Below are 20,364 nucleotides of genomic sequence, written 5' to 3' on the forward strand. Positions count from 1 at the left end.
GCGTGGGACGACACAGCCGAAAGGGCCCCGAGGCCACCCGGCGCGATACCGGGACCGCGGCGGGCACCGGTGCGGAACGCGGCACCGGCCGACGCGGGCGGGACCCCGTCACACCGCCTCCGCGGGATGGCCGCAGCCCGTTCCACGACGCCCCGCAGGTGCGCGGCGGCCACCCCGAACAGCGTGAGCCGGGCGGCGGCTGGGGGACGGGCCCGCAGCCGAGGTACGACGGCCGGAGGGACCCGGAGGGCCCCGGTGCCCAGGAGCTCTTCCGGGCCGAGCAGGACGCCATGGCGCGGCAGCGGGCGGCGCAGCAGGCGGCCGGGCGGCGCACGACCGGGCCGCAGACCGGCAGTGCCGCGCTGATACCGGGCCCGCGCAGGGAGTTCCTGGAGGCCTTCGACACCGCTCCCTCGCGTCCCGCACCCCCGGCTCCGCCCGAGGACACGACCCGGACCTCCATGGAGCCCGGCGGACCCGACGAGGCCCTGGACGGCGAGGACACCCCGTCGGCCAAGGGGGGCAAGGGCCGCGCGTTCACGGGCATCGCGGCCGCCGCCGTGACCACGGTGCTCGCGGTCGTGGTCGCCGGGCAGGTGGCACAGGACTCCGGGAGCGTGGGGGACGGCCCGCAGACCACGGGCGTGGACCGGCAGGACTCCGAGGACGCCTCCCGTTCGGTGGACCGGGCGACCCCCGAGGTGCAGCGGCAGGAGGTCAAGCCCCTGTCGTACGCGCAGAAGATGGCCACCGCCTTTCCGCTGGCGCCGGACCTGAAGGCGTCCGGGAAGTTCGAGGCGGTACCGGGGCTGGCGAAGGCTCCCGGCAAGGGGCAGAAGTACCGGTACCGGATCGATGTCGAACAGGGGATGGGTCTCGACGCGGGACTGTTCGCCGAGGCGGTGCAGAAGACACTGAACGACGACCGCAGCTGGGCGCACAACGGCACCATGACCTTCGAGCGGATCTCCTCCGGCGAACCCGATTTCGTCATCACACTCGCCAGTCCGGGGACCACGGGCGTCTGGTGTGCGAAGTCCGGCCTCGACACCACCGAGGACAACGTCTCCTGCGACTCCGCCGCCACCGACCGCGTGATGATCAACGCCTACCGCTGGGCGCAGGGTGCCTCGACCTTCGGGGCGGACAAGCTTCTGCCCTACCGTCAGATGCTGATCAACCACGAGGTCGGCCACCGGCTGGGCCACAACCATGTGAGCTGCCGCACCCCCGGCGCCCTGGCGCCCGTGATGCAGCAGCAGACCAAGACCCTGAACCTGGACGGCATCAAGTGCCGCCCCAACCCCTGGGTTTATCCGGGGAGTTGAGTCACCTCCGAGGCCGGCCTGTCCGCATGGCGGGACGGCCGTCTCAGTGCGCGTTGACATCGGGAGTGGGGTCGTCCATATTTCTCCGCATGTCACGCAGCCCCGCATCCTCCGAGCGCGCCGCCCTTGAGCTGGCGCTCCTCGGCGTGGCCGGGCACTGCGTAGCCGACATTCTCTGTCGCTGACGCCTGCTCGAGCGCGCGTCGGCCCCCTGGCGAGCCCTTTCCGGGCTCGTCGGCCCCTTCTCTGCCGCGCCCGGGCGTACTCCGTCCGCAGGCGCGGCATTCCGGTATCCGGTCCCCTCCCCGTCATCGGGGCGGGACCCGCTGCGCCCGCGGGACATGTCTCCACCTCCCTGCCGCAGCACACCGAGAGGTCATCTTCCGATGAGTCAGCCGTCCGTCATATCGCGCCGCGTGGCGACCACCGCCGCTGTCAGCCTTGCCCTGGTCGCCGGCCTCGCGGCCTGCGCAGGGCCCCAGGACAACGGGGGAAGCGGCGGCGGCTCCGGCGCCTCGGGCAAGCCGCGGAAGGGCGGCACGCTCACGGTCCTCAACAGCAACCCGCAGGAGGACTTCGACCCGGCGCGGCTCTACACCTCCGGCGGCGGCAACGTCCCGTCCCTGGTCTTCCGTACGCTCACCACCCGCAACCGGGAGAACGGTGCGGCGGGCGCCGAGGTGGTCCCCGACCTCGCCACCGACCTGGGCACGCCCAGCAGGAACGCCACCGTCTGGACGTACACCCTCAAGGACGGGCTGAAGTACGAGGACGGCACCGCGATCACCAGCGCGGACATCAAGTACGGCATCGAGCGGTCCTTCGCCGCCGAACTCTCCGGCGGCGCGCCCTACCTGCGCGACTGGCTGATCGGCGGGGCCGACTACCAGGGCCCGTACAAGGACAAGAAGGGCCTCGACTCGATCGAGGTGCCGGACGAGAAGACCATCGTCTTCCACCTGAACAAGCCCGAGGGCGAGTTCCCGTACCTCGCCACCCAGACCCAGACCACCCCGGTGCCCCAGGCCAAGGACACGGGCACCACGTACGAGGAGCACCCCGTCTCCTCGGGGCCGTACAAGGTCGTCTCGAACGAGAACGACGGCGAGCGGCTCGTCCTGGAGCGCAACGAGCACTGGTCGGCCGGCACCGACGAGGAGCGCAAGGCCTACCCGGACAAGATCGACGTACGCTCCGGCCTGGACTCGGCCGTCATCAACCAGCGGCTCTCCGCCTCGCAGGGCGCCGACGCCGCGGCCGTCACCACCGACACCAACCTCGGCCCGGCCGAGCTCGCCAAGGTGTCGGGCGACAAGAAGCTCGCCGCCCGCGTCGGCACCGGCCACTTCGGTTACACGAACTACATCGCCTTCAACCCGAAGGTGAAGCCGTTCGACAACCCGAAGGTGCGTCAGGCCATCGCGTACGCCGTCGACCGCTCCTCCGTGATCAACGCGGCGGGCGGCTCCTCGCTCGCCGAGCCCGCCACCACCTATCTGCCGAACCAGAAGTCCTTCGGCTACACGCCCTACGACCACTTCCCGGCGGGCGAGACCGGTAACGCCGCCAAGGCCGAGGAGCTGCTGAAGGAGGCGGGTTACCCGAAGGGCCTGACCGTCACCCTCACGCACTCCAACGACAAGGACTTCGAGACCAGCCCGGAGATCGCCACGGCGCTCCAGGCCGCCCTCAAGAAGGCCGGCATCACCGTCGAGCTCAAGGGGCTGGAGAGCAACGACTACTCCGACACCATCCACAGCGCGTCCAAGGAGCCGGGCTTCTTCCTCGCCCACTGGGGAGCCGACTGGCCCTCCGGCGGCCCGTTCCTCGCGCCGATCTTCGACGGCCGCCAGATCGTGAAGGACGGAGCCAACTTCAACACCGGCTTCCTGGACGACGCGTCGGTCAACAAGGAGATCGACGAGATCAACAAGCTCACCGACCTGGACGCCGCCGCGGTGCGCTGGGGCGCGCTCGACAAGAAGATCGGCGAGAAGGCGCTGACGGTGCCGCTCTTCCACCCGGTCTACAAGCGGCTCTTCGGCCAGGACGTCAAGAACGTGGTCATCAGTGACTGGACCGGCGTCCTCGACATCTCCCAGACCGCGGTCAAGTAACCATGTCGGAAGTACTACTGGTCCAGGAGGCGGGAGCGGCGCCGGTCGCCGCCCCCGCCTCGGGGGCCCGGCAGTTCTGGCGGCGGCTGCGCGCCCAGCGCGCCGCCACCGTCGCGGCGGCCGTGGTCCTCCTGCTCTTCCTGACCGCGATCGGGGCGCCGCTGCTCGCCGCGCTCGCGGGCCAGGACCCCGACACCTACCACCCCGGCCTCGTCGACTCGGCGGCCGGCGGGGTCCCCATCGGCTCCTTCGGCGGCATCAGCGCGGACCACTGGTTCGGCGTCGAACCGCAGACCGGCCGCGACCTCTTCGCCCGCGTCGTGTACGGGGCCCGGGTCTCGCTCGGTGTGGCCGTCGCGGCCACCGTCCTCCAGGTGGCGATCGGCGTGGTCGTGGGGCTCGCGGCCGCCCTCGGCAACCGCTGGGTCGACCAGGTCCTCAGCCGGATCACCGACATCAACGTCGCCCTGCCGCTCATGGTCATCGCCCTCGGCCTGCTCGCGATCGTGCCGTCCTCCTTCCCCCGGCCCGTCCTGATCGCACTGGTCATCGGCGGCATCAACTGGGCGGGTACGTCGAAGATCGTGCGCGCCCAGGCGCTCGCGCTGAAGTCGCTCGACTTCGTCTCCGCCGCCCGGCTGAGCGGCCGCGGGCGGTGGAGCATCGCCCGGCGCGAACTGCTGCCGTCGCTCGCCGCGCCCGTCATCACGTACGCCGCGCTGCTCTTCCCCGTCAACATCACCGTCGAGGCTGCCCTGTCCTTCCTCGGCGTCGGCATCAAACCGCCCACACCCTCCTGGGGACAGATGCTCACCGAGGCCGACACCTGGTACCAGTCGGCCCCCACCTATCTCCTGCTGCCCGCGGGACTGCTCTTCGTCACCGTGCTCGCCCTGACCGTCCTCGGCGAGGGCGTCCGTACGGCACTCGACCCACGGGCCGCGTCCCGGCTGCGGATCGGCACCGGACGCGAGGAGCGCGAGGAACGTACGAAGGAGCAGGCGTCGTGACCGGATTTCTGCTGCGGCGGCTCGGCGGCGCCGTCTTCGTGCTGCTCTCCCTGACCGTCATCCTGTACGCGGTCTTCTACGTGGCCCCGGGCGACGTCGCCCAGATCGCCTGCGGTCCGCGCTGCTCTCCCGCCCAGGTCGCCCAGGTCACCGAGCAGCTCCGGCTCGACGACCCCGTGTACACGCAGTACTGGCACTTCCTCCAGGGCATCGTCGCCGGGCGCGACTTCTCCACCGGCACGGGCGTGGAGCACTGCTCCGCACCCTGCCTCGGGGTCTCGTACCAGAGCGACCAGCAGGTCATGCGGCTGATCCTGACCAAGCTGCCGGTCACCGGCTCGCTCGTCATCGGCGCCTTCGCCCTGTGGATCCTGCTCGGCGTCGGTACGGGCGTGCTGTCCGCCTGGCGGCGGGGCCGGATCACCGAGCGGGTCCTCACCTGGCTGACCCTGGCCGGGACCGCCACCCCGGTCTTCGTCATCGGGCTGCTGCTCATCATCATCTTCTGCTCCACGCTGCAGTGGCTGCCGTCGCCCACCTACGTGCCCTTCGGCGAGAACCCCGAGCAGTGGGCCTGGGGGCTCCTGCTGCCCTGGGTGTCCCTGGCGCTCATCGAGTCCGCCAAATACGCCCGTCTGACCCGCAGTTCCATGCTGGAGACGCTCGCCGAGGACCATGTGCGCACCTTCCGCGCCTACGGCGTCAGCGAGCGCGCCATCATCGGGCGGCACGCGCTGCGCGGTGCGCTCGCCCCCGTGATCGCGCTCAGCGCCCTGGACTTCGGTTCCATGTTCGGCGGCGCCGTGCTCACCGAGTCCCTCTTCGGGATCCCGGGCATCGGGCGCGAACTGGTCCACGCCGTCAAGGTCGTCGACCTGCCCGTGGTCGTCGGCATGGTGCTGGTGACCGGTTTCTTCGTGGTACTCGCCAATGCCGTCGCGGACATGCTGTACGCGCTGGCCGACCGACGGGTGGTCCTGTCATGACAACGCCGCTGGTCCAGGTCGAGGACCTCACCATCGACTTCGGCACCGTCCGCGCCGTGGACGGGCTCTCGTTCACCCTGGAGGCCGGCGCCGCCCTCGGCGTCGTCGGCGAGTCCGGCTCCGGCAAGAGCGCCTCCGCCTCCGCGCTGCTCGGACTGCACCGGGGCACCGGCGCCCGGGTCACCGGGACCGTCCGGGTCGCCGGTACGGACGTGGGCGCGGCGGACGAGGCCGCACTGCGGGCGCTGCGGGGCGCGAAGGCCGCGATGGTCTTCCAGGACCCCCTCTCCTCCCTCGACCCGTACTACACGGTCGGCGACCAGATCGCCGAGGTGTACCGGGTGCACAACTCCGCCTCGCGGCGCGCCGCGAGGGCCCGGGCCGTCGAGGTGCTGGACCGGGTCGGCATCCCGGACGCGGCCCGGCGCGCGCGGTCCCGGCCGCACGAGTTCTCCGGCGGGATGCGGCAGCGCGCGCTCATCGCCATGGCGCTGGCCTGCGAACCCCGGCTGATCGTCGCGGACGAGCCGACCACCGCCCTCGACGTCACCGTGCAGGCCCAGATCCTGGACCTGCTGCACGACCTGCGCCGCGAGACGGGCATGGGGCTGCTGCTGGTCACCCACGACGTGGGCGTCGCGGCGGAGAGCGTGGACGACGTCCTGGTGATGCAGCACGGCCGTGCGGTGGAACGCGGCCCGGTCACCGAGGTGCTGGGCGCCCCCCGGCAGCCGTACACCCGCGAGCTCCTGGCGTCCGTACCGAGGATCGACGAGAAGCGGGCCGGCGTCCCCGGCCCGAGGACCGTGCCCCAGGACGCCGTGCCGCTCCTGGAGGCGGACGGTCTCCGGCGCGAGTTCGGCCGGGGCTCCGGCCGTGTCACCGCCGTGGACGGCGTCTCGCTCACCGTCCACGCCGGTGAGACCCTCGGCATCGTGGGGGAGAGCGGGAGCGGCAAGACGACGCTCGGGCGCATGCTGGTGCGGCTGACCGACCCGACGGCGGGCCGGCTGCGGTACGGCGGCCGGGACATCGGCTCGCTGCCGGAGAGGGACCTCCGTCCGTTCCGCCGCGAGCTCCAGATGGTCTTCCAGGACCCCGTCGCCTCGCTCAACCCGCGCCGCTCGATCGGTGAGTCCGTGGCCGACCCGCTCCGGGCCGCGGGGGAGACCGACGAGACCCGGATCCGGGACCGCGTGCGCGAACTGCTGGAGCGGGTCGGCCTCGACGCCGACCGGTACGAACGCTATCCGCACGAGTTCAGCGGCGGTCAGCGTCAGCGGATCGGCGTCGCACGCGCCCTCGCGGCCGAGCCGAAGCTGATCGTGTGCGACGAGCCGGTCTCCGCGCTCGACGTCACCACCCAGGCCCAGGTGATCGCACTTCTCGCGGAGCTCCAGCGAGAGCTCTCCATCGGCCTCGTCTTCATCGCCCACGATCTGGCCGTCGTACGGCAGGTCAGCGACCGGGTGGCGGTGATGCGCCAGGGCCGGATCGTCGAGCAGGGCGTCGTCGACGAGGTCTACGGGTCGCCGCAGGACCCGTACACGAAACAGCTCCTGGCGGCCGTACCCGCGCTCGATCCCGCACACGCCGCTGCCCGCCGCGCGACCCGCTCGGAGCTGGCCGCAGCCTGACTCTGTGTCATCAGGCACCCGCTTATCGCAACAGAACGCGACTGGGGCCGGAAAGTTACGCCGGTTCACCCCTTTCGGTGGTGCGACGGACAACCGTCCGTCGCACCACCTATGTATCCGCATACGGTCGTCCCGCTGCGAGTCGCCGATCAACGGCGGCTGCCCACAAGGGAGATCGGGGGTGTGCTCGTGCGGATCGGACTCCTCACGGACGGTGGTTATCCGTATGCGACCGGTGAGTCCAGACTCTGGTGCGACCGTCTGGTGCGCGGTCTTCCCCAGCACGAGTTCGACCTCTTCGCCCTCAGCCGCTCCGCGGACCAGGAACAACAGGGCTGGGTCAGACTCCCCGACCGGGTCGGGAGGGTGCGGACGGCGCCGATGTGGACGCACGAGGAGGACTCCCGGCACACCGACCGCCCCAGGGGCCTGACGGGCAGGATCGCCACCGGCCTGGGACGCTCGTACGGACGACGTGACCGGCGGCGCTTCACGGCGCACATGACGGCGCTCGTCGGCGCGGTCTGCGCCGGCACGGAGACGGGACCGGAATCCGAGGGCACGGACGCCGGGACGGCCGCCGGCCTCTTCACGGAGGGCCTCTACGGCCTGGCCGAACTGGCCCGGGAACGCGGGGGACTGCACCACGCCCTGCGCTCCGAGACGGCCGTACGCATCGTGGAGGCGGCCTGCCGCGCGCCGGGCACCGGGCGGACCGTCCACAGCGCCACCGTCCCCGACTACCTCGCCTTCGTGGCCGGGCTGGAGCGCATCCTGCGCCCCCTCTCCCTCGACTGGTACGACGAGGACAGCCTCGGCGCGGTCGACCTCTGTCATGCGGCCTCCGGCGGCGCGGCCGCTCTGCCGGGGCTGCTGGCCAAACGCTTCTTCGGTGTGCCGCTGCTGGTGACGGAGCACGGAGTGCCGCTGCGGGCCCACTACCTCGCGGCGCCCGAAGCCCCGCTCGGTGCGCCGGTGCGCGCCCTGCTGGCCAACTTCCACGGGCTGCTCGCATCCGAGGTCTACCGGCAGGCCGCGCTGATCACCCCCGGAAACACCCATGTCCGCCGCTGGCAGGAGCGGTTCGGCGCCGACCGCGGCAAGCTGCGCACGGTCTACCCGGGCATGGAGGCGGAGCGGTTCGGGGCCGTGGGGGAGGGCGACGACCACGGCGGCCCCGGCACCCTGGTGTGGATCGGGCGGATCGAACCCGCCAAGGACCTGATCGCCCTGCTCCACGCCTTCGCCGAGGTGCGCAGGGCCGAGCCCGACGCCCGGTTGCGCATCTTCGGCGCGCCCGTCCAGGGGGGCGAGGGTGACACCTACCTCGCCCACTGCAGGGCGCTGGCCGCCCATCTCTTTCCCGACGAGGCCACGGACGCACACGCGGTCGGCGACAACCCGGTCACCTTCGAGGAGATCGGCGGTCCCGAGGTGCCCGACCTCGCGGAGGCCTACGCCGCGGGTGGCGTCGTCGTGCTCTCCAGCGTCGTCGAGGGCTTTCCCATCAGCCTGGTCGAAGCGATGTTCTGCGGCCGGGCCACCGTCTCGACGGACGTGGGCGCCGTCGTCGAAGTCGTCGGCGGTACGGGGCTGGTGGTGCCCCCGCGCAATCCGCGGGCGCTCGCCGACGCCTGCGTCGCGCTCCTGCGTGACCCGGAGCGCCGCGCGCGCCTGGGCGCGGCGGCGCGCGCCAGAGCGCTCGAACTCTTCACCGTCGAGCAGAACCTCACGGCATTTCGCGGCATTTACCTCGACCTGGTGGGCCACGCCCCGGTCCGGTGGGCGACGCCGCCTGATCCGCAGGATCCGGCCGGCCCGCCGCGCCCCTTCGCCACACCACCGGAGGCCCATGTGCTGGGTGCTCTGCCGGCCGGCCGGATGCCGGTGGCGCTGCCCCCCGGGGCCGCTGCGGGTGCCTCCCGGGTGCCGAGCTGGGCGCTCGGCGAGGAGAGCGTGTGCGCGGGCGCACGCGGGGCGGGTGACGGCGATGGGTGACGGCATGAGCGGACGCGATCACGGAGGAGCCCCGATGGGCAGACCGAACGACACCCCGGGCCAGGACGCCGGGGGCGCGCCGGTGGACGAGAGCCCGGGTGCGGTCCGTTCCGCTGTCCGGGCACCCGAGATCGCCTACCACCCCGCCCGCAGGTCAGTGGTCCGGCGCGGGCCCGCGGACCCCGTGAAGGCGCTCATGCACCGGCACCGGGACCTCTGCGAGCGCGCCGTCGACCCCCTGGAGATCGCCGCCGGTCTGGAGGCGCACGGGCTCACCGACCGGACCGCCGCGCGCTACCGGCACCGTGACGTCTTCTCGCTCGCGGAGGAGCTCTACGCCCGCGTCCCCGGCGCGGGCAGGTCCGTCCCCCGTACCCCGGGGCCGCAGCCGGACCCCGGCAAGGAGCAACGGGCCGGATGGGCGCTCCCGGCGCTGCTCCCCGGCGCCGCCTGCCTCGCGACCGCCGGGGCGCTCAGGGGGACCGAGGGGGTACTCGGAGGCGAAGCCCGGCTCGCGGTGACCGCCGCCGGGGCGGTGCTCGTCCTCCTCGGGCTCCGGCTCGCTCTGCGCGGCGGCCCGCTGCGCGCCCCGGACGGCACGGGCGGCGTCACGCTGTACGTCTGCTGGCTCCTCGGCTACGTCGTGTACGGCGACGACCTGATCGCCCAGGTCATCAGCGGCGGGCCCGACGGGCACTGGACCGCCGCCCCCGCCCCCCTGCTCGGGCTCGCACTCGCCCTGGCCCCCGCGGCCTGGTGCGCCCATCTGTTCGCGGTGCACGCGCGCCGCCGGCTCGCCGGATCCCACGGCCTGTCGGACTTCGGCGCCGGCGTGCGCCCCCTGCTCTTCGGCACCCTCGCGCTCTTCCTCTGCGCGCTGACCGCGCTGCTGTTCCTCGCCGACCTCGGCCAACCCGGCGCGGGAGGCCCTCTCGTGGGCCCTGCCGCCCTCGGTGCCCTGCTCTTCCTGGCCCGGCTGCTGGCCGTCCACGGCTTCCCCGAACCCGCGGCCACCGGACTCGCCGCCGCGTGCGCAGTGGAAGTGGCGGCCCCCTTCCTGGTCCTGGCCGGGCGGCTGCCCGGCCTCGGCCTCCTCGCCCGGCCCGTCGACGCCGTCGTCGTCGCGGCCGGACCCGGCGGCGTACCCGTGCTCGCCTGCGGTATCGCCGCGTTCGGGCTGCTGGTCCACGCGTCGGTCACCCTCACCCGGGCATCCGCCCACGCCACGGCCTAGCCGGGCCCCCTTCCCCACCCCGCGGAGCCGACGCCGCGGGTCTCCCGTACCGCACACACCTTCCTCAAGGAGGCACCGGACATGACCCCCCAATCCCCCGCACCGGCAGCTCGCCGTCGGCACCGAGGGGGCGCGCGATGAGGGTTCTGCTGCTCGGAGCGAACGGGTTCCTCGGGCGCTTCGTCGCCGATCGGCTGCTCGCCGACCCGGCCGTGCACCTCACGGCGCTCGGCCGCGGCGACGACGCCGACGTGCGCTTCGACCTCGCGGGCGGCAGCCCGGGAGCGCTCACCCGCTTCCTGGACGCCGTCCACCCCGGGGTCGTCGTCAACTGCGCGGGCGCCACCCGCGGTGGGGCCCGGGACCTCACCCGCCACAACACCGTCGCCGTGGCCACCGTCTGCGAGGCCATGCGCCGCAGCGGCTGCAGCGCACGGCTCGTCCAGGTCGGCTGCGCGTCCGAGTACGGGCCCTCGCAGCCCGGCTCGTCCACCGCCGAGGACGCCGTACCCCGTCCGGGGGGCCCGTACGGCGTCAGCAAGCTCGCCGCCACCGAGCTGGTCCTCGGCTCCGGCCTGGACGCGGTCGTCCTGCGGGTCTTCTCGCCGGTGGGCCCCGGCACCCCGGCCGGCTCCCCGCTCGGCCGGCTCGCCGAGACCATGCGCCGCGCCATGCAGACCGGCGACCCCGAGCTGAAGCTCAGCGGCCTCGGGGTGCAGCGCGACTTCGTCGACGTACGTGATGTGGCGCGCGCCGTGCACGCCGCCTCGCTCTCCGCCGCCCAGGGCGTCGTCAACATCGGCACCGGCCGGGCCGTACGGCTGCGTGACGCGGCGGCGGTCCTCGCCAGGGTGGCCGGTTACGCCGGCGCGCTCCACGAGCTCGACACGCCCCCCGGCCGGCTCCCCATCGGTGCCCCCCGCGCCTCCTCGGAATCGGTCGTGGAGCACCTCGCCGCGACTCCGTCCCCCTATCCCGACGGCTGCGGCGCCTGGCAGCAGGCCGATGTGCGCACCGCCCGGGACCGGCTCGGCTGGCGTCCTCGTATCAATCTGGAGGAGTCCCTCGCGGACATCTGGATGGAGGCGGCGTGCCGTATCTGACCAGCACCGGCCCCACCCTGCAGACCGGCGGGGCGGAACAGCTCGGCGTCGGTGTGCCCGGGTACGCGCACCCGCTGCTCGCGCCCGCCGAATGGGCCGGGCTCAACCGGCCGGGCACACCGCTGCACTGGGCGGTCCTCAACATCGACAACGGGCCGGGCGCCCGTCCCGACCCGCACTGTCTGGAGGCCGCCGGGCGGCTGCGCAACGCCCGCGAGCGGGCTCTGCACGGAGAGGCGCCCGAGGACACCGTCCGGGCCTCGGGGGGCAGGCTTCTGGGCCACCTCGACCTGGCCTTCGGCGGCCGCCCCTTCGGTGAGCTGATCGCCGACGCCCGGTCCTACCTCGACTGGTACCGCGTCGGCGGCTTCTATCTGGACCGCTGCCCGGACGGACGCGACGGGCTCCAGGCGGTCCGCCGGCTGACCAGCACCCTCTCCGCGCTGCTGGCCGACAGCGACAGCGCGGACGAGGAGGGCGGGCGGCTGGTCCTGGGCCACGGCACCCACCCGCACCCCGGCTACGCCGAGGCCGCCGACCAGCTGGTCACCTTCCGGGGGCCGTGGACCGACTACCGCTGGTCCCAGGTGGCCGAGTGGACCGCCGCGTACGAACCGGGCCGCTTCGCACACTTCGTCCACGGGGTCCCGCGCACGCATCTGGAGGAGGCCATGCGCATCGCCCGCTGGCAGGGCGCGGGCACGATCTTCTTCACGGACCGGGACGGAGCGAAGGGGCATACCGACCCATTTGCGGCACTGCCCAGCTACTGGGACGAATTCGTCTCGCGGATCGGACCTGGTATCTCGGAATGAGGAGCGGCGTGGCAGTGTTACGGGAGAACAACCGTACGTAGATGAAGTACGTAGAAACCGACCACCTGCATTGTTGAGGTTCCTGTGTCGCTGCCACCCCTGGTCGAGCCAGCTGCTGAGCTCACCGTCGATGAGGTCCGCAGGTACTCCCGCCACCTGATCATCCCGGATGTCGGGATGGACGGACAGAAGCGGCTGAAGAACGCGAAGGTGCTCTGTGTCGGCGCCGGCGGCCTCGGCTCGCCCGCTCTGATGTACATGGCCGCGGCCGGTGTCGGCACGCTCGGCATCGTCGAGTTCGACGAGGTCGACGAGTCGAACCTGCAGCGTCAGGTCATCCACAGCCAGGCCGACATCGGCAAGTCCAAGGCCCAGTCGGCCAAGGAGACCGTGCAGGGGATCAACCCCCTGGTGAACGTGGTCCTTCACGAGGAGCGGCTCGAAGCCGAGAACGTGATGGACATCTTCGCCCAGTACGACCTGATCGTGGACGGCACGGACAACTTCGCCACCCGCTATCTCGTCAACGACGCCGCGGTCCTGCTGAACAAGCCGTACGTCTGGGGCTCGATCTACCGCTTCGACGGCCAGGCGTCCGTCTTCTGGTCCGAGCACGGTCCCTGCTACCGCTGCCTCTACCCGGAGCCGCCGCCCCCCGGCATGGTTCCCTCCTGCGCCGAGGGCGGTGTCCTGGGTGTGCTCTGCGCGTCCATCGGCTCCATCCAGGTCAACGAGGCCATCAAGCTGCTCGCCGGTATCGGCGACCCGCTGGTCGGCCGTCTGATGATCTACGACGCGCTGGAGATGCAGTACCGCCAGGTCAAGGTCCGCAAGGACCCCGACTGCGCGGTCTGCGGCGAGAACCCCACCGTCACCGAGCTCATCGACTACGAGGCCTTCTGCGGCGTCGTGTCCGAGGAGGCCCAGGAGGCGGCGGCCGGTTCCACGATCACTCCCAAGCAGCTCAAGGAGTGGATCGACGGCGACGAGAAGATCGAGATCATCGACGTCCGCGAGCCGAACGAGTACGAGATCGTCTCGATCCCGGGCTCCCGGCTGGTCCCGAAGAACGAGTTCCTGATGGGCACCGCCCTCCAGGACCTTCCGCAGGACAGGCGCATCGTCCTGAACTGCAAGACCGGCGTCCGCAGCGCCGAGGTCCTCGCGGTCCTCAAGTCGGCGGGCTTCGCCGACGCGGTGCACGTCGGCGGCGGCGTCATCGGCTGGGTCAACCAGGTCGAGCCCGAGAAGCCGGTCTACTAGACCTGCGACGTGACGTCCGAAGGGGCCGGCTCCGAGGGGAGCCGGCCCCTTCGCGTATCCGGATCTCAGGAGCAGGTGCGCCCGTCCGCCGGGACCTTCCCGTCGAGGAAGTAGGCGTCGACGAGCGAGGTCACGCAGGTGCTCTCGCCGTAGGAGCCGTGTCCTTCGCCCTTGTTGGTCAGCATGACGCCGACGCCCTCGCCCAGTTCGTCCGCCATCCGCTGCGCGCCCTCGTACGGGGTCGCCGGGTCGCCGGTCGTGCCGATGACCAGGATCGGGGCGGCGCCGGGGGCGCCGGCCTCCGGGGTGTCGTGCTCCCCCTCGACCGGCCACCCCGCGCACCAGCCGGCCGTGTCCCAGGCCAGGAACGGGCCGAAGACCGGTGACAGCTTCCGGAACTCGGGGAGCAGCGCCCGGGCCTCGGCAGCCGTCGGCCTCGCCTTGGCGTCGGCGCAGGAGATCGCCCGCTGGGAGTGGCTCCGGGTGTCGTAGTGCCCCTTCCCGTCGCGGCCGTTGTACGAGTCGGCCAGCTGGAGGAGTCCGTCGCCCGTGCCCCTGTCCTCCGCCTCGTCGAGTGCGGCCGTCAGGGTGGGCCAGCCGCTCTTCGAGTAGAGGGGGGCCACGATGCCGGTGACGGCGAGCGATTCGTTGAGCTCGCGCCCGGAGGAGGTCGGCAGCGGGTCCTGGTCGATCCGCTCCAGCAGCCGCGCTATCCGCCGGGTGCCGGCCGCCGGGTCCTGGCCGCGGTCCTTCAGATAGTTCTCCAGGGCCCGCTGGAATCCCGTCGCCTGATTGCGGGCGTGGCCCACCGAATCGGCCGTCGGATCGACGACGGCGTCCAGCACGGCCCTTCCCACGGTCTCCGGGAAGAGGTGCGCGTAGGTCCCGCCGAGCTCCGTGCCGTACGAGATGCCGAAGTACGACAGCTTCTCGTCGCCGAGTGCCCGGCGGATCGCGTCCATGTCCCGGGCGGCGTTCACCGTGCCGACGTGGGGGAGCACCGCGGGGGAGAGGCGCTCGCAGCCGGCGCCGAAGTCCCTGCCGTCCTCGATGAACGCGGCCTCCTCCGCCGAGGTGTCCGGGGTCATGTCGATCTCCCGGTAGGCCGTCTCCTGCTCCTTGTCGCCGCGGCAGCGGACCCCCGCACTGGCCGCGACCCCGCGGGGGTCGAAACCCACCAGGTCGTAGCGGGTGTTGAGCTCCCTGTACGAAGCGACGGCGCGCGGCAGGATGCCGACCCCTGAGCCGCCGGGGCCGCCGAAGTTGAACAGCATCGAACCGAGCCGCTCGCTCTTCCTCGTGGCCGCCTTGCGGATCAGCGCGATGCCGATCGTCTTCCCGTCCGGCCGTGCGTGGTCCAGGGGGACGTCGAGCGTGGCGCACCGCCAGGCGGGGCCGGGCGCGGTGCCGCCCTCCGGGGCGTAGCAGCGCTTCCAGTCCAGGGGCCGGGACGGGTCGGGCGCTCGGGACGAAGCCCCTGAGGTCCCCGGCGAGGAGCCCTTGGACGACTGCGGTGGTGCCGGGCCGTCGTCGCACCCCGTGAGCACCGCCGTCGTCAGCAGCAGAGCCGCCCCGGCGAGCGCCGCGCCTCCACGCGCCCGTCCACGTACGCGCATGCGCGCTTCCTCCCCCGTGCCCGAAGGCCCCGTGCCGAATGCAGCCCGGCTGCGGCTGGACCGTCACCGATGTCCGGCCTTTCAACGAGCGGTCACTCGCAGACCGTTCCCGACTTCGGGACCTTCCCTTCGAGCAGATAGCCGTCCACGGCCTTCTGCACGCAGGTGTTGCCGCCGTTGTACGCCCCGTGACCCTCGCCCTTGTACGTCAGCTCGACCCCGACTCCCTTGCCGAGTCCGGCGGCCATGGCCTTCGCGCCGGCGTACGGCGTCGCCGGGTCCCCGGTGTTGCCGATCACCAGGATCGGGGCCGAACCGGGCGCGCTGACGTCCGGGGTGTCCCAGGCGCCCGCGACGGGCCAGCCGGTGCAGGCCATCAGTCCCCAGCCGAGGTAGTCGCCGAACACGGGGGAGGCCTCGCGGAATTCGGGGAGCGCCTTCCTGGTCTGCTCCAGGGTGAACCGCTGCTTGGAGTCCGCGCAGCTGATGGCGGTGTTGGCGGCGTTCGAGTTGTCGTAGTGCCCGTCCTCGGAGCGGCCGTTCAGAGAGTCGGCGAGAGCGAGGAGCAGGCCACCGTTTTTGCCGTCCGCCTCGTCGAGGCCCTGCTCGAGCAGGGGCCAGGTCTCCTTCGAGTAGAGGGCCGACGCGATGCCGGTGGTGGCCTGCGTCTCGGTCAGCTTCCGTTCGCCGAGCCCCGGGACGGGATTCTTCTCCAGCTTGGCCAGGAGCGCGACGATCCAGTCCTGGACCTCCTTCGAGGTGGCCCCGGGGAGCTTGCAGTCGTCGCGCTCGGCGCAGTCGGCGGTGAAGTTGTCCAGGGCGAGCTGGAAACCCTCCGCCTGGCCGAGTGAGGACTTCAGCGAGTCCTCCGTCGGGTCGACCACCGCGTCGAGGACGGCACGGCCGACCCTCTTGGGATACAGGTGGGCGTAGACGCCGCCCAGTTCGGTGCCGTACGAGATCCCGAAGTAGTACAGCTTGTCGTCACCGAGCACCTGGCGCAGCAGATCCATGTCCCGGGCCGCGTTCGTCGTGCCGACGTAGGGCAGCTCGTCCCCGGAGTTCTCCTCGCAGTCCGCGATGTAGGACTTCTGGTCCTCGACGAACGCCTTCTCCTCCTCGGCGTCGTCCGGGGTCCCGTCCCGCTCGTAACGCTCGTCCAGTGTGCTGTCGTCCGAGCATTCGACGCCCTCGCTGCGGCCGACCCCGCGCGGGTCGAAGCTCACCAGGTCGTAGCGGGTGCGGAGCGCGTCGTACGCGGTGCCGAACGACGGCAGCGTGGCGACACCGGAGCCGCCGGGGCCGCCGAAGTTGAAGATCAGCGAACCGATCCGCCGGTCCTTGTTCCGGGCGGCGGCGCGGATGAGCGCCAGTTCGATGGTCCGGCCCTCCGGGTCCCCGTAGTCGAGGGGCACGTCCATGAAGGAGCACTCCCAGGACGTCCCGCCCGGCAGCGGTGAGGGGGACGTGCCGCTGCCCTGGGCCTGGTTCGGGGGCGGGCACGGCTTCCAGTCGAGCTTCTGGGAGGACAGCTCCTCCGCCGTCGCCGTGGGGGACGCCGTCGACGCGCGCGATGGCCTCGCACTCCCCGTACCCCCGTCGTCCCCGTCGTCCGAACAGGCGGCCAGGGGCAGCAGCACGGTGGCGGTGGCGGCGAGGGCGGCGGCGCGCAGAGCGGGGGAGGTCCTCATGACCCCATCGTGCGGCGGGGCTCTGTGGACCGCGCGGGGCGTCGTCCATGCGAGTGGCACGCCCTCGCGCGTACGTTCTAAAGCTCTTCCTTGCGGGTCAGCTGGTTGAAGCAGATCCAGCCGGGAAGGACCGGCAGCCAGAGCGTCATCACGCGGTACAGCAGCACGGCCGGCGCCGCGACCTCCTTCGGCAGCCCCACCGCGATCAGACCCAGGGTCAGCGCGCCCTCGACCGCGCCCATACCGCCCGGGGTGGGCGCCGCGGACCCGATGGCGTTGCCCGCGAGGAAGACCACCGCGATGCTGGCGTAACTGAGCTGGGGGACGTCGGGGCCGCTGAACGCGCGGATCGACGCGTCGAGGCACAGCACGAACAGCCCGGTCAGCAACAGCATGCCGCCGATGCCGGTGATCAGCTTCTGCGGGCGCTGCACCACGTCGAGCATGCGGGGGACGACGCCGGCGAACAGCGACCGCACCCGGGTGACGACGAACTTCCGCAGGAACGGGATCGCCGTCACGACCAGCACGAGCACGGCGACCGTGAGCAGTCCCGCGATGACCGTCCTCGACGGGGTGAGCGAGTCCGGGGTCTTCTCCGTGCCGGTCAGATAACCGAACAGGGCGAGCAGCAGGATGTGGCAGCCGAGACCGAACAGCTGGGAGGCGCCCACGCTCGCGACGGCGAGCCCCGGGCGCACCCCGGCGCGTTGCAGGAAGCGCGTGTTCAGGGCCACACCGCCGACCGCCGCCGGTGCCACGATCTTCACGAACGACCCGGCGACCTGTGCCAGCACGGTCTTCCCGAAGGGCACCCGCTCGGGCACGAAGCCGAGCAGGCTCATGGCCGCGGCGACATAGCTCAGGGCCGAGAAGCCCAGCGCCGCCGCCACCCAGCCCCACTCCGCCTGCTCCACGACCGTGCCGAAGTCGGCCTCGGTGACCTGGGAGATCAGGAAGTACGCGGCGATGGAACCCGCGATGAAGCTGAAGAGGGTGCGCGGCTTGATGCGCTCCAGGCGGACCGGCTCCACCGGCGCCTGCGGCCTGATCAGCAGCACCTGGCGGCGGATCTGGGCCAGCATGTCCTCCTCACGGGCCTCTTCCAGGGCGTCGTCTATCGCCCGCTTCTCGGCCTGCTTCTCCGTGCGCAGCGACTTGCGCACGGCCTTGCGGTCGCTGGTCTTGGAGCCCTGCTCCTCCGCCTTGCTCTGCTTCGCCGCCTGCGAGGCCTCCAGCACCGCCTCACGCTCGCGCTGCGAACGCTCCCGGGCGATCCTGCGCAGCGTCGCCCGGGTGGAGCGGCTCAGCGCGATCGGCTGGAGCAGCGGCAGGCAGTCGGCGACGGCGTCGGGCCCGAGCACGGCGAGCGCCCCCTCGACGGCCCGCTCGGCGCCCACCCGCAGACCGGTGGTGGTGAGCAGCTGGGCGACGTCCATGCGCAGGACCAGGTCGCCGGCGGCGATCTCGCCGCCCCGCAGATCGGTGACGAACGCCGTGCCGGAACCGTCCACCAGAATGGCGTCCCCGGTCAGCCTGCGGTGCGCGATCCGACGGGACTGGAGCGCCTGCACCTGCCGCCAGGCACCTCGCACCAGCTCGTCGGTGATCTCCTCGTCCTCCATCGCGTCCAGCGAGCGCCCGCCGATGTGCTCGTACACGAGCATCACGGCGTCGGGGCCGAGCTCGGAGGTGGCGATCAGCTTGGGCGCGTTGGCTCCGGCGGCGATCGCCGCGTACGCGAGGAGCGCCTCCTGCTCCAGGGCCTGGCGCAGGGACAGGATGGAGCGGCGCTGGGTGATGCTGCGCAGGGTGAGCCTGCGCCACACCCGGTAGAAGAACCCGTGGGCCTGCTGTTCACGGTCGACGACCGTGACGTCCAGCGGTGGCCCGTCCTCCAGGGTCACCAGATAGCGGCGGCCCCGGTCGCTCTGGTCGATGTTGTCGGGAGCGTCCTCCGTGCGCATCGCGGCGACCGGACGGAAGCCGACGTGGCGCAGACCGGCCATCAGGTGCTGGCCGGTCGGACGGACGTTCGGGGAGCCGACCGCGTACAAGGTCCCGTACGCCACGGTCCAGCCGATCAGCACGGTGAGGACGATCGAGAACGGGGTGGTGTAACCGCCGACCAGCATCGCGAAGGCGTCCAAAAGCAGCACCACCCACAGGACGACCCGCCAGCGCGGTCTGCGGGCCATCCCGACCGCCGTCATATAGGCGATGACGGGCGCGAGATAGCCGTGCACGGGGTCGGTGAGCGCGTCCCCGGGCTGCGGCTGGGTCAGCGCTTCCCGGATCGTGCCGGGGGCCGACCTGGCAACCCAGAGATCGGTGGCCAGGGTCACGCCGTGGGCCAGTACGGCGGCGAGCACGCCGTCCGCGATGCGCAGCCCGTCGCGCTTCACGAGGCGCTCGATGGCGAAGGCGACCGGCACCAGGAGCACGGCGATGCTGGACACCAGGCCCGCGAGCTTGATCAGGAGATCGGGGGCCTGGTCGGTGCCCTTGGAGATGTCGTCCTCGAGGCCCGTGGTGGTCCCCTGGGCGAACGCGGCGATGGAGAACAGCAGAGCGATCGCGAGGACCCCGATGAGGAGCCGCAGCAGATCGGAGGGGCGGTGGACCCGGGCGGGCAGCAGGGGCTCGTCGCCGGATACGCGGTCCGTCAGTCCCGTGGCGGCCGACGCGAGTGTCGAACCCGCGAGGCGCTCCTCGGACGTCCCGGGGGGCTCCTCGGACGTCCCGCCGGTCTTTCCCGACGCCCTGGGAGTTTCCCCGGCACCGGGGTCGCCGGCACCAGAGGCGTCGGGCGCGTCCGGGCGCGGCTCGGCGTCAGAGGCGCCCGCCGCCTTCGGTGGCTGCACGCCCTGCTCCTTAGCCTCTGACGAATCTTCGTGTTCTCGTATCACCGGTCACCGCCCGCATGATGGTGGCACGGCCTGCAGACAGAGGGGGGCATCAGGGTGCATTGCGCGGGCGCGATGCGCAACATACGCGGCTTCGCCGCCCCACGCACGGTGCGTGACCGGGACGACCCGGCAGAATCCCGGTTGTCGGTGGCGTACGGCAGGATGGGGCGGATGAGCGAAGACCGGACGAGAGGCAGCGGCCGGACCGGGGACGTCCCGCCCCGCCCCGTGATCGCCGAGCTGCCCGTCTACGCCGAGCGGGTCCTGGACGTGGCGGACCTGATCCCGCCCGGCCGGGTCATGACGTACGGCGATGTCGCGGAGTGGCTCGGTGACGGCGGGCCGAGGCAGGTCGGCCGCGTGATGGCCCTGTACGGCTCCGCGGCGCCCTGGTGGCGTGTCGTGCGCGCCGACGGGCTGCTGCTGCCGGGCCATGAACTGCGGGCGCTCGGCCACTACCGCGAGGAGGGCACGCCGCTGAGAGTGTCCCCGCGCGCCGCGGAAGGGCATGTTCCGCGCCTCGACATGAAGCGCGCCAGATGGGACGGCGCGACCGGTGGTCCGGGCGACGAAGCTCACATCTGACAGCTTCCGCCATCGTGCCCCGCCGGGACAGGCGGCCGGCCGGTGAGCGGGGCGCACCGGTGGGTCCGTATG

Annotated in this window: 15 protein-coding genes; 12 read left to right on the plus strand and 3 right to left on the minus strand. The window is 72.2% G+C overall.

The features are described 5' to 3' along the window. Positions 1 to 2 precede the first annotated feature (2 nt). The 11 genes from ACIBCU_RS10185 to moeZ all read left to right on the plus strand — a co-directional run bounded on the left by ACIBCU_RS10185 (position 3) and on the right by moeZ (position 13,491). Positions 3 to 1,328, plus strand: a complete 1,326-nt coding sequence (locus ACIBCU_RS10185; protein ID WP_399230535.1) for a DUF3152 domain-containing protein — start codon at positions 3 to 5, stop codon at positions 1,326 to 1,328. An 89-nt stretch (positions 1,329 to 1,417) separates the two neighbouring features. Next, positions 1,418 to 1,513, plus strand: a complete 96-nt coding sequence (locus ACIBCU_RS10190) for an Ms4533A family Cys-rich leader peptide (protein ID WP_315985674.1) — start codon at positions 1,418 to 1,420, stop codon at positions 1,511 to 1,513. Positions 1,514 to 1,714: 201 nt separating this feature from the next. Further along, positions 1,715 to 3,445, plus strand: coding sequence for an ABC transporter substrate-binding protein (locus ACIBCU_RS10195; RefSeq protein WP_399230537.1), 1,731 nt, complete (start codon positions 1,715 to 1,717; stop codon positions 3,443 to 3,445). Between the two features lie 2 nt (positions 3,446 to 3,447). Next, on the plus strand, positions 3,448 to 4,455 hold the full coding sequence (locus ACIBCU_RS10200; RefSeq protein ID WP_362933458.1) for an ABC transporter permease: 1,008 nt from the start codon (positions 3,448 to 3,450) through the stop codon (positions 4,453 to 4,455). Beyond that, positions 4,452 to 5,441 carry an ABC transporter permease gene (locus tag ACIBCU_RS10205; RefSeq protein WP_362933461.1) on the plus strand — a complete coding sequence of 330 codons (990 nt, stop codon included), beginning with the start codon at positions 4,452 to 4,454 and terminating at the stop codon, positions 5,439 to 5,441. The genes ACIBCU_RS10200 and ACIBCU_RS10205 overlap by 4 nt, the downstream gene beginning before the upstream one ends. Continuing rightward, positions 5,438 to 7,078 (plus strand): ABC transporter ATP-binding protein, encoded by a 1,641-nt coding sequence (locus ACIBCU_RS10210; RefSeq protein ID WP_362933463.1) that lies wholly within the window; start codon positions 5,438 to 5,440, stop codon positions 7,076 to 7,078. Before ACIBCU_RS10205 ends, ACIBCU_RS10210 begins: the two co-directional genes overlap by 4 nt. Before the next feature lie 189 nt (positions 7,079 to 7,267). Then, on the plus strand, positions 7,268 to 9,076 hold the full coding sequence (locus ACIBCU_RS10215; RefSeq protein WP_399230541.1) for a DUF3492 domain-containing protein: 1,809 nt from the start codon (positions 7,268 to 7,270) through the stop codon (positions 9,074 to 9,076). A 34-nt stretch (positions 9,077 to 9,110) separates the two neighbouring features. Continuing rightward, positions 9,111 to 10,310, plus strand: a complete 1,200-nt coding sequence (locus ACIBCU_RS10220; RefSeq protein WP_399230543.1) for a hypothetical protein — start codon at positions 9,111 to 9,113, stop codon at positions 10,308 to 10,310. 137 nt (positions 10,311 to 10,447) lie between these two features. Further along, positions 10,448 to 11,413, plus strand: a complete 966-nt coding sequence (locus ACIBCU_RS10225) for an NAD(P)-dependent oxidoreductase (RefSeq protein WP_099174603.1) — start codon at positions 10,448 to 10,450, stop codon at positions 11,411 to 11,413. Next, positions 11,401 to 12,228 (plus strand): spherulation-specific family 4 protein, encoded by an 828-nt coding sequence (locus ACIBCU_RS10230; protein WP_362933469.1) that lies wholly within the window; start codon positions 11,401 to 11,403, stop codon positions 12,226 to 12,228. The genes ACIBCU_RS10225 and ACIBCU_RS10230 overlap by 13 nt, the downstream gene beginning before the upstream one ends. 84 nt (positions 12,229 to 12,312) lie before the next feature. Further along, positions 12,313 to 13,491, plus strand: coding sequence for an adenylyltransferase/sulfurtransferase MoeZ (gene moeZ / locus ACIBCU_RS10235; RefSeq protein ID WP_362933472.1), 1,179 nt, complete (start codon positions 12,313 to 12,315; stop codon positions 13,489 to 13,491). 65 nt (positions 13,492 to 13,556) lie between these two features. On the opposite strand, the gene ACIBCU_RS10240 is transcribed toward moeZ, so the two are convergent. The 3 genes from ACIBCU_RS10240 to ACIBCU_RS10250 form a co-directional block, all read right to left on the minus strand. Continuing rightward, on the minus strand, positions 13,557 to 15,107 hold the full coding sequence (locus ACIBCU_RS10240) for an alpha/beta hydrolase (RefSeq protein WP_399230546.1): 1,551 nt from the start codon (positions 15,105 to 15,107) through the stop codon (positions 13,557 to 13,559). A gap of 92 nt (positions 15,108 to 15,199) precedes the next feature. Next, on the minus strand, positions 15,200 to 16,798 hold the full coding sequence (locus ACIBCU_RS10245) for an alpha/beta hydrolase (RefSeq protein WP_399230548.1): 1,599 nt from the start codon (positions 16,796 to 16,798) through the stop codon (positions 15,200 to 15,202). 77 nt (positions 16,799 to 16,875) lie between these two features. Continuing rightward, positions 16,876 to 19,662 carry a lysylphosphatidylglycerol synthase domain-containing protein gene (locus ACIBCU_RS10250; RefSeq protein WP_399230550.1) on the minus strand — a complete coding sequence of 929 codons (2,787 nt, stop codon included), beginning with the start codon at positions 19,660 to 19,662 and terminating at the stop codon, positions 16,876 to 16,878. Between the two features lie 216 nt (positions 19,663 to 19,878). Between ACIBCU_RS10250 and ACIBCU_RS10255 the strand changes: the two genes are divergently transcribed. Next, complete coding sequence (locus ACIBCU_RS10255) at positions 19,879 to 20,292, plus strand: MGMT family protein (RefSeq protein ID WP_362933481.1); 414 nt, start codon at positions 19,879 to 19,881, stop codon at positions 20,290 to 20,292. Positions 20,293 to 20,364 lie beyond the last annotated feature (72 nt).

The organism is Streptomyces sp. NPDC051064, from assembly GCF_044455985.1.
GTDB lineage: Bacteria > Actinomycetota > Actinomycetes > Streptomycetales > Streptomycetaceae > Streptomyces.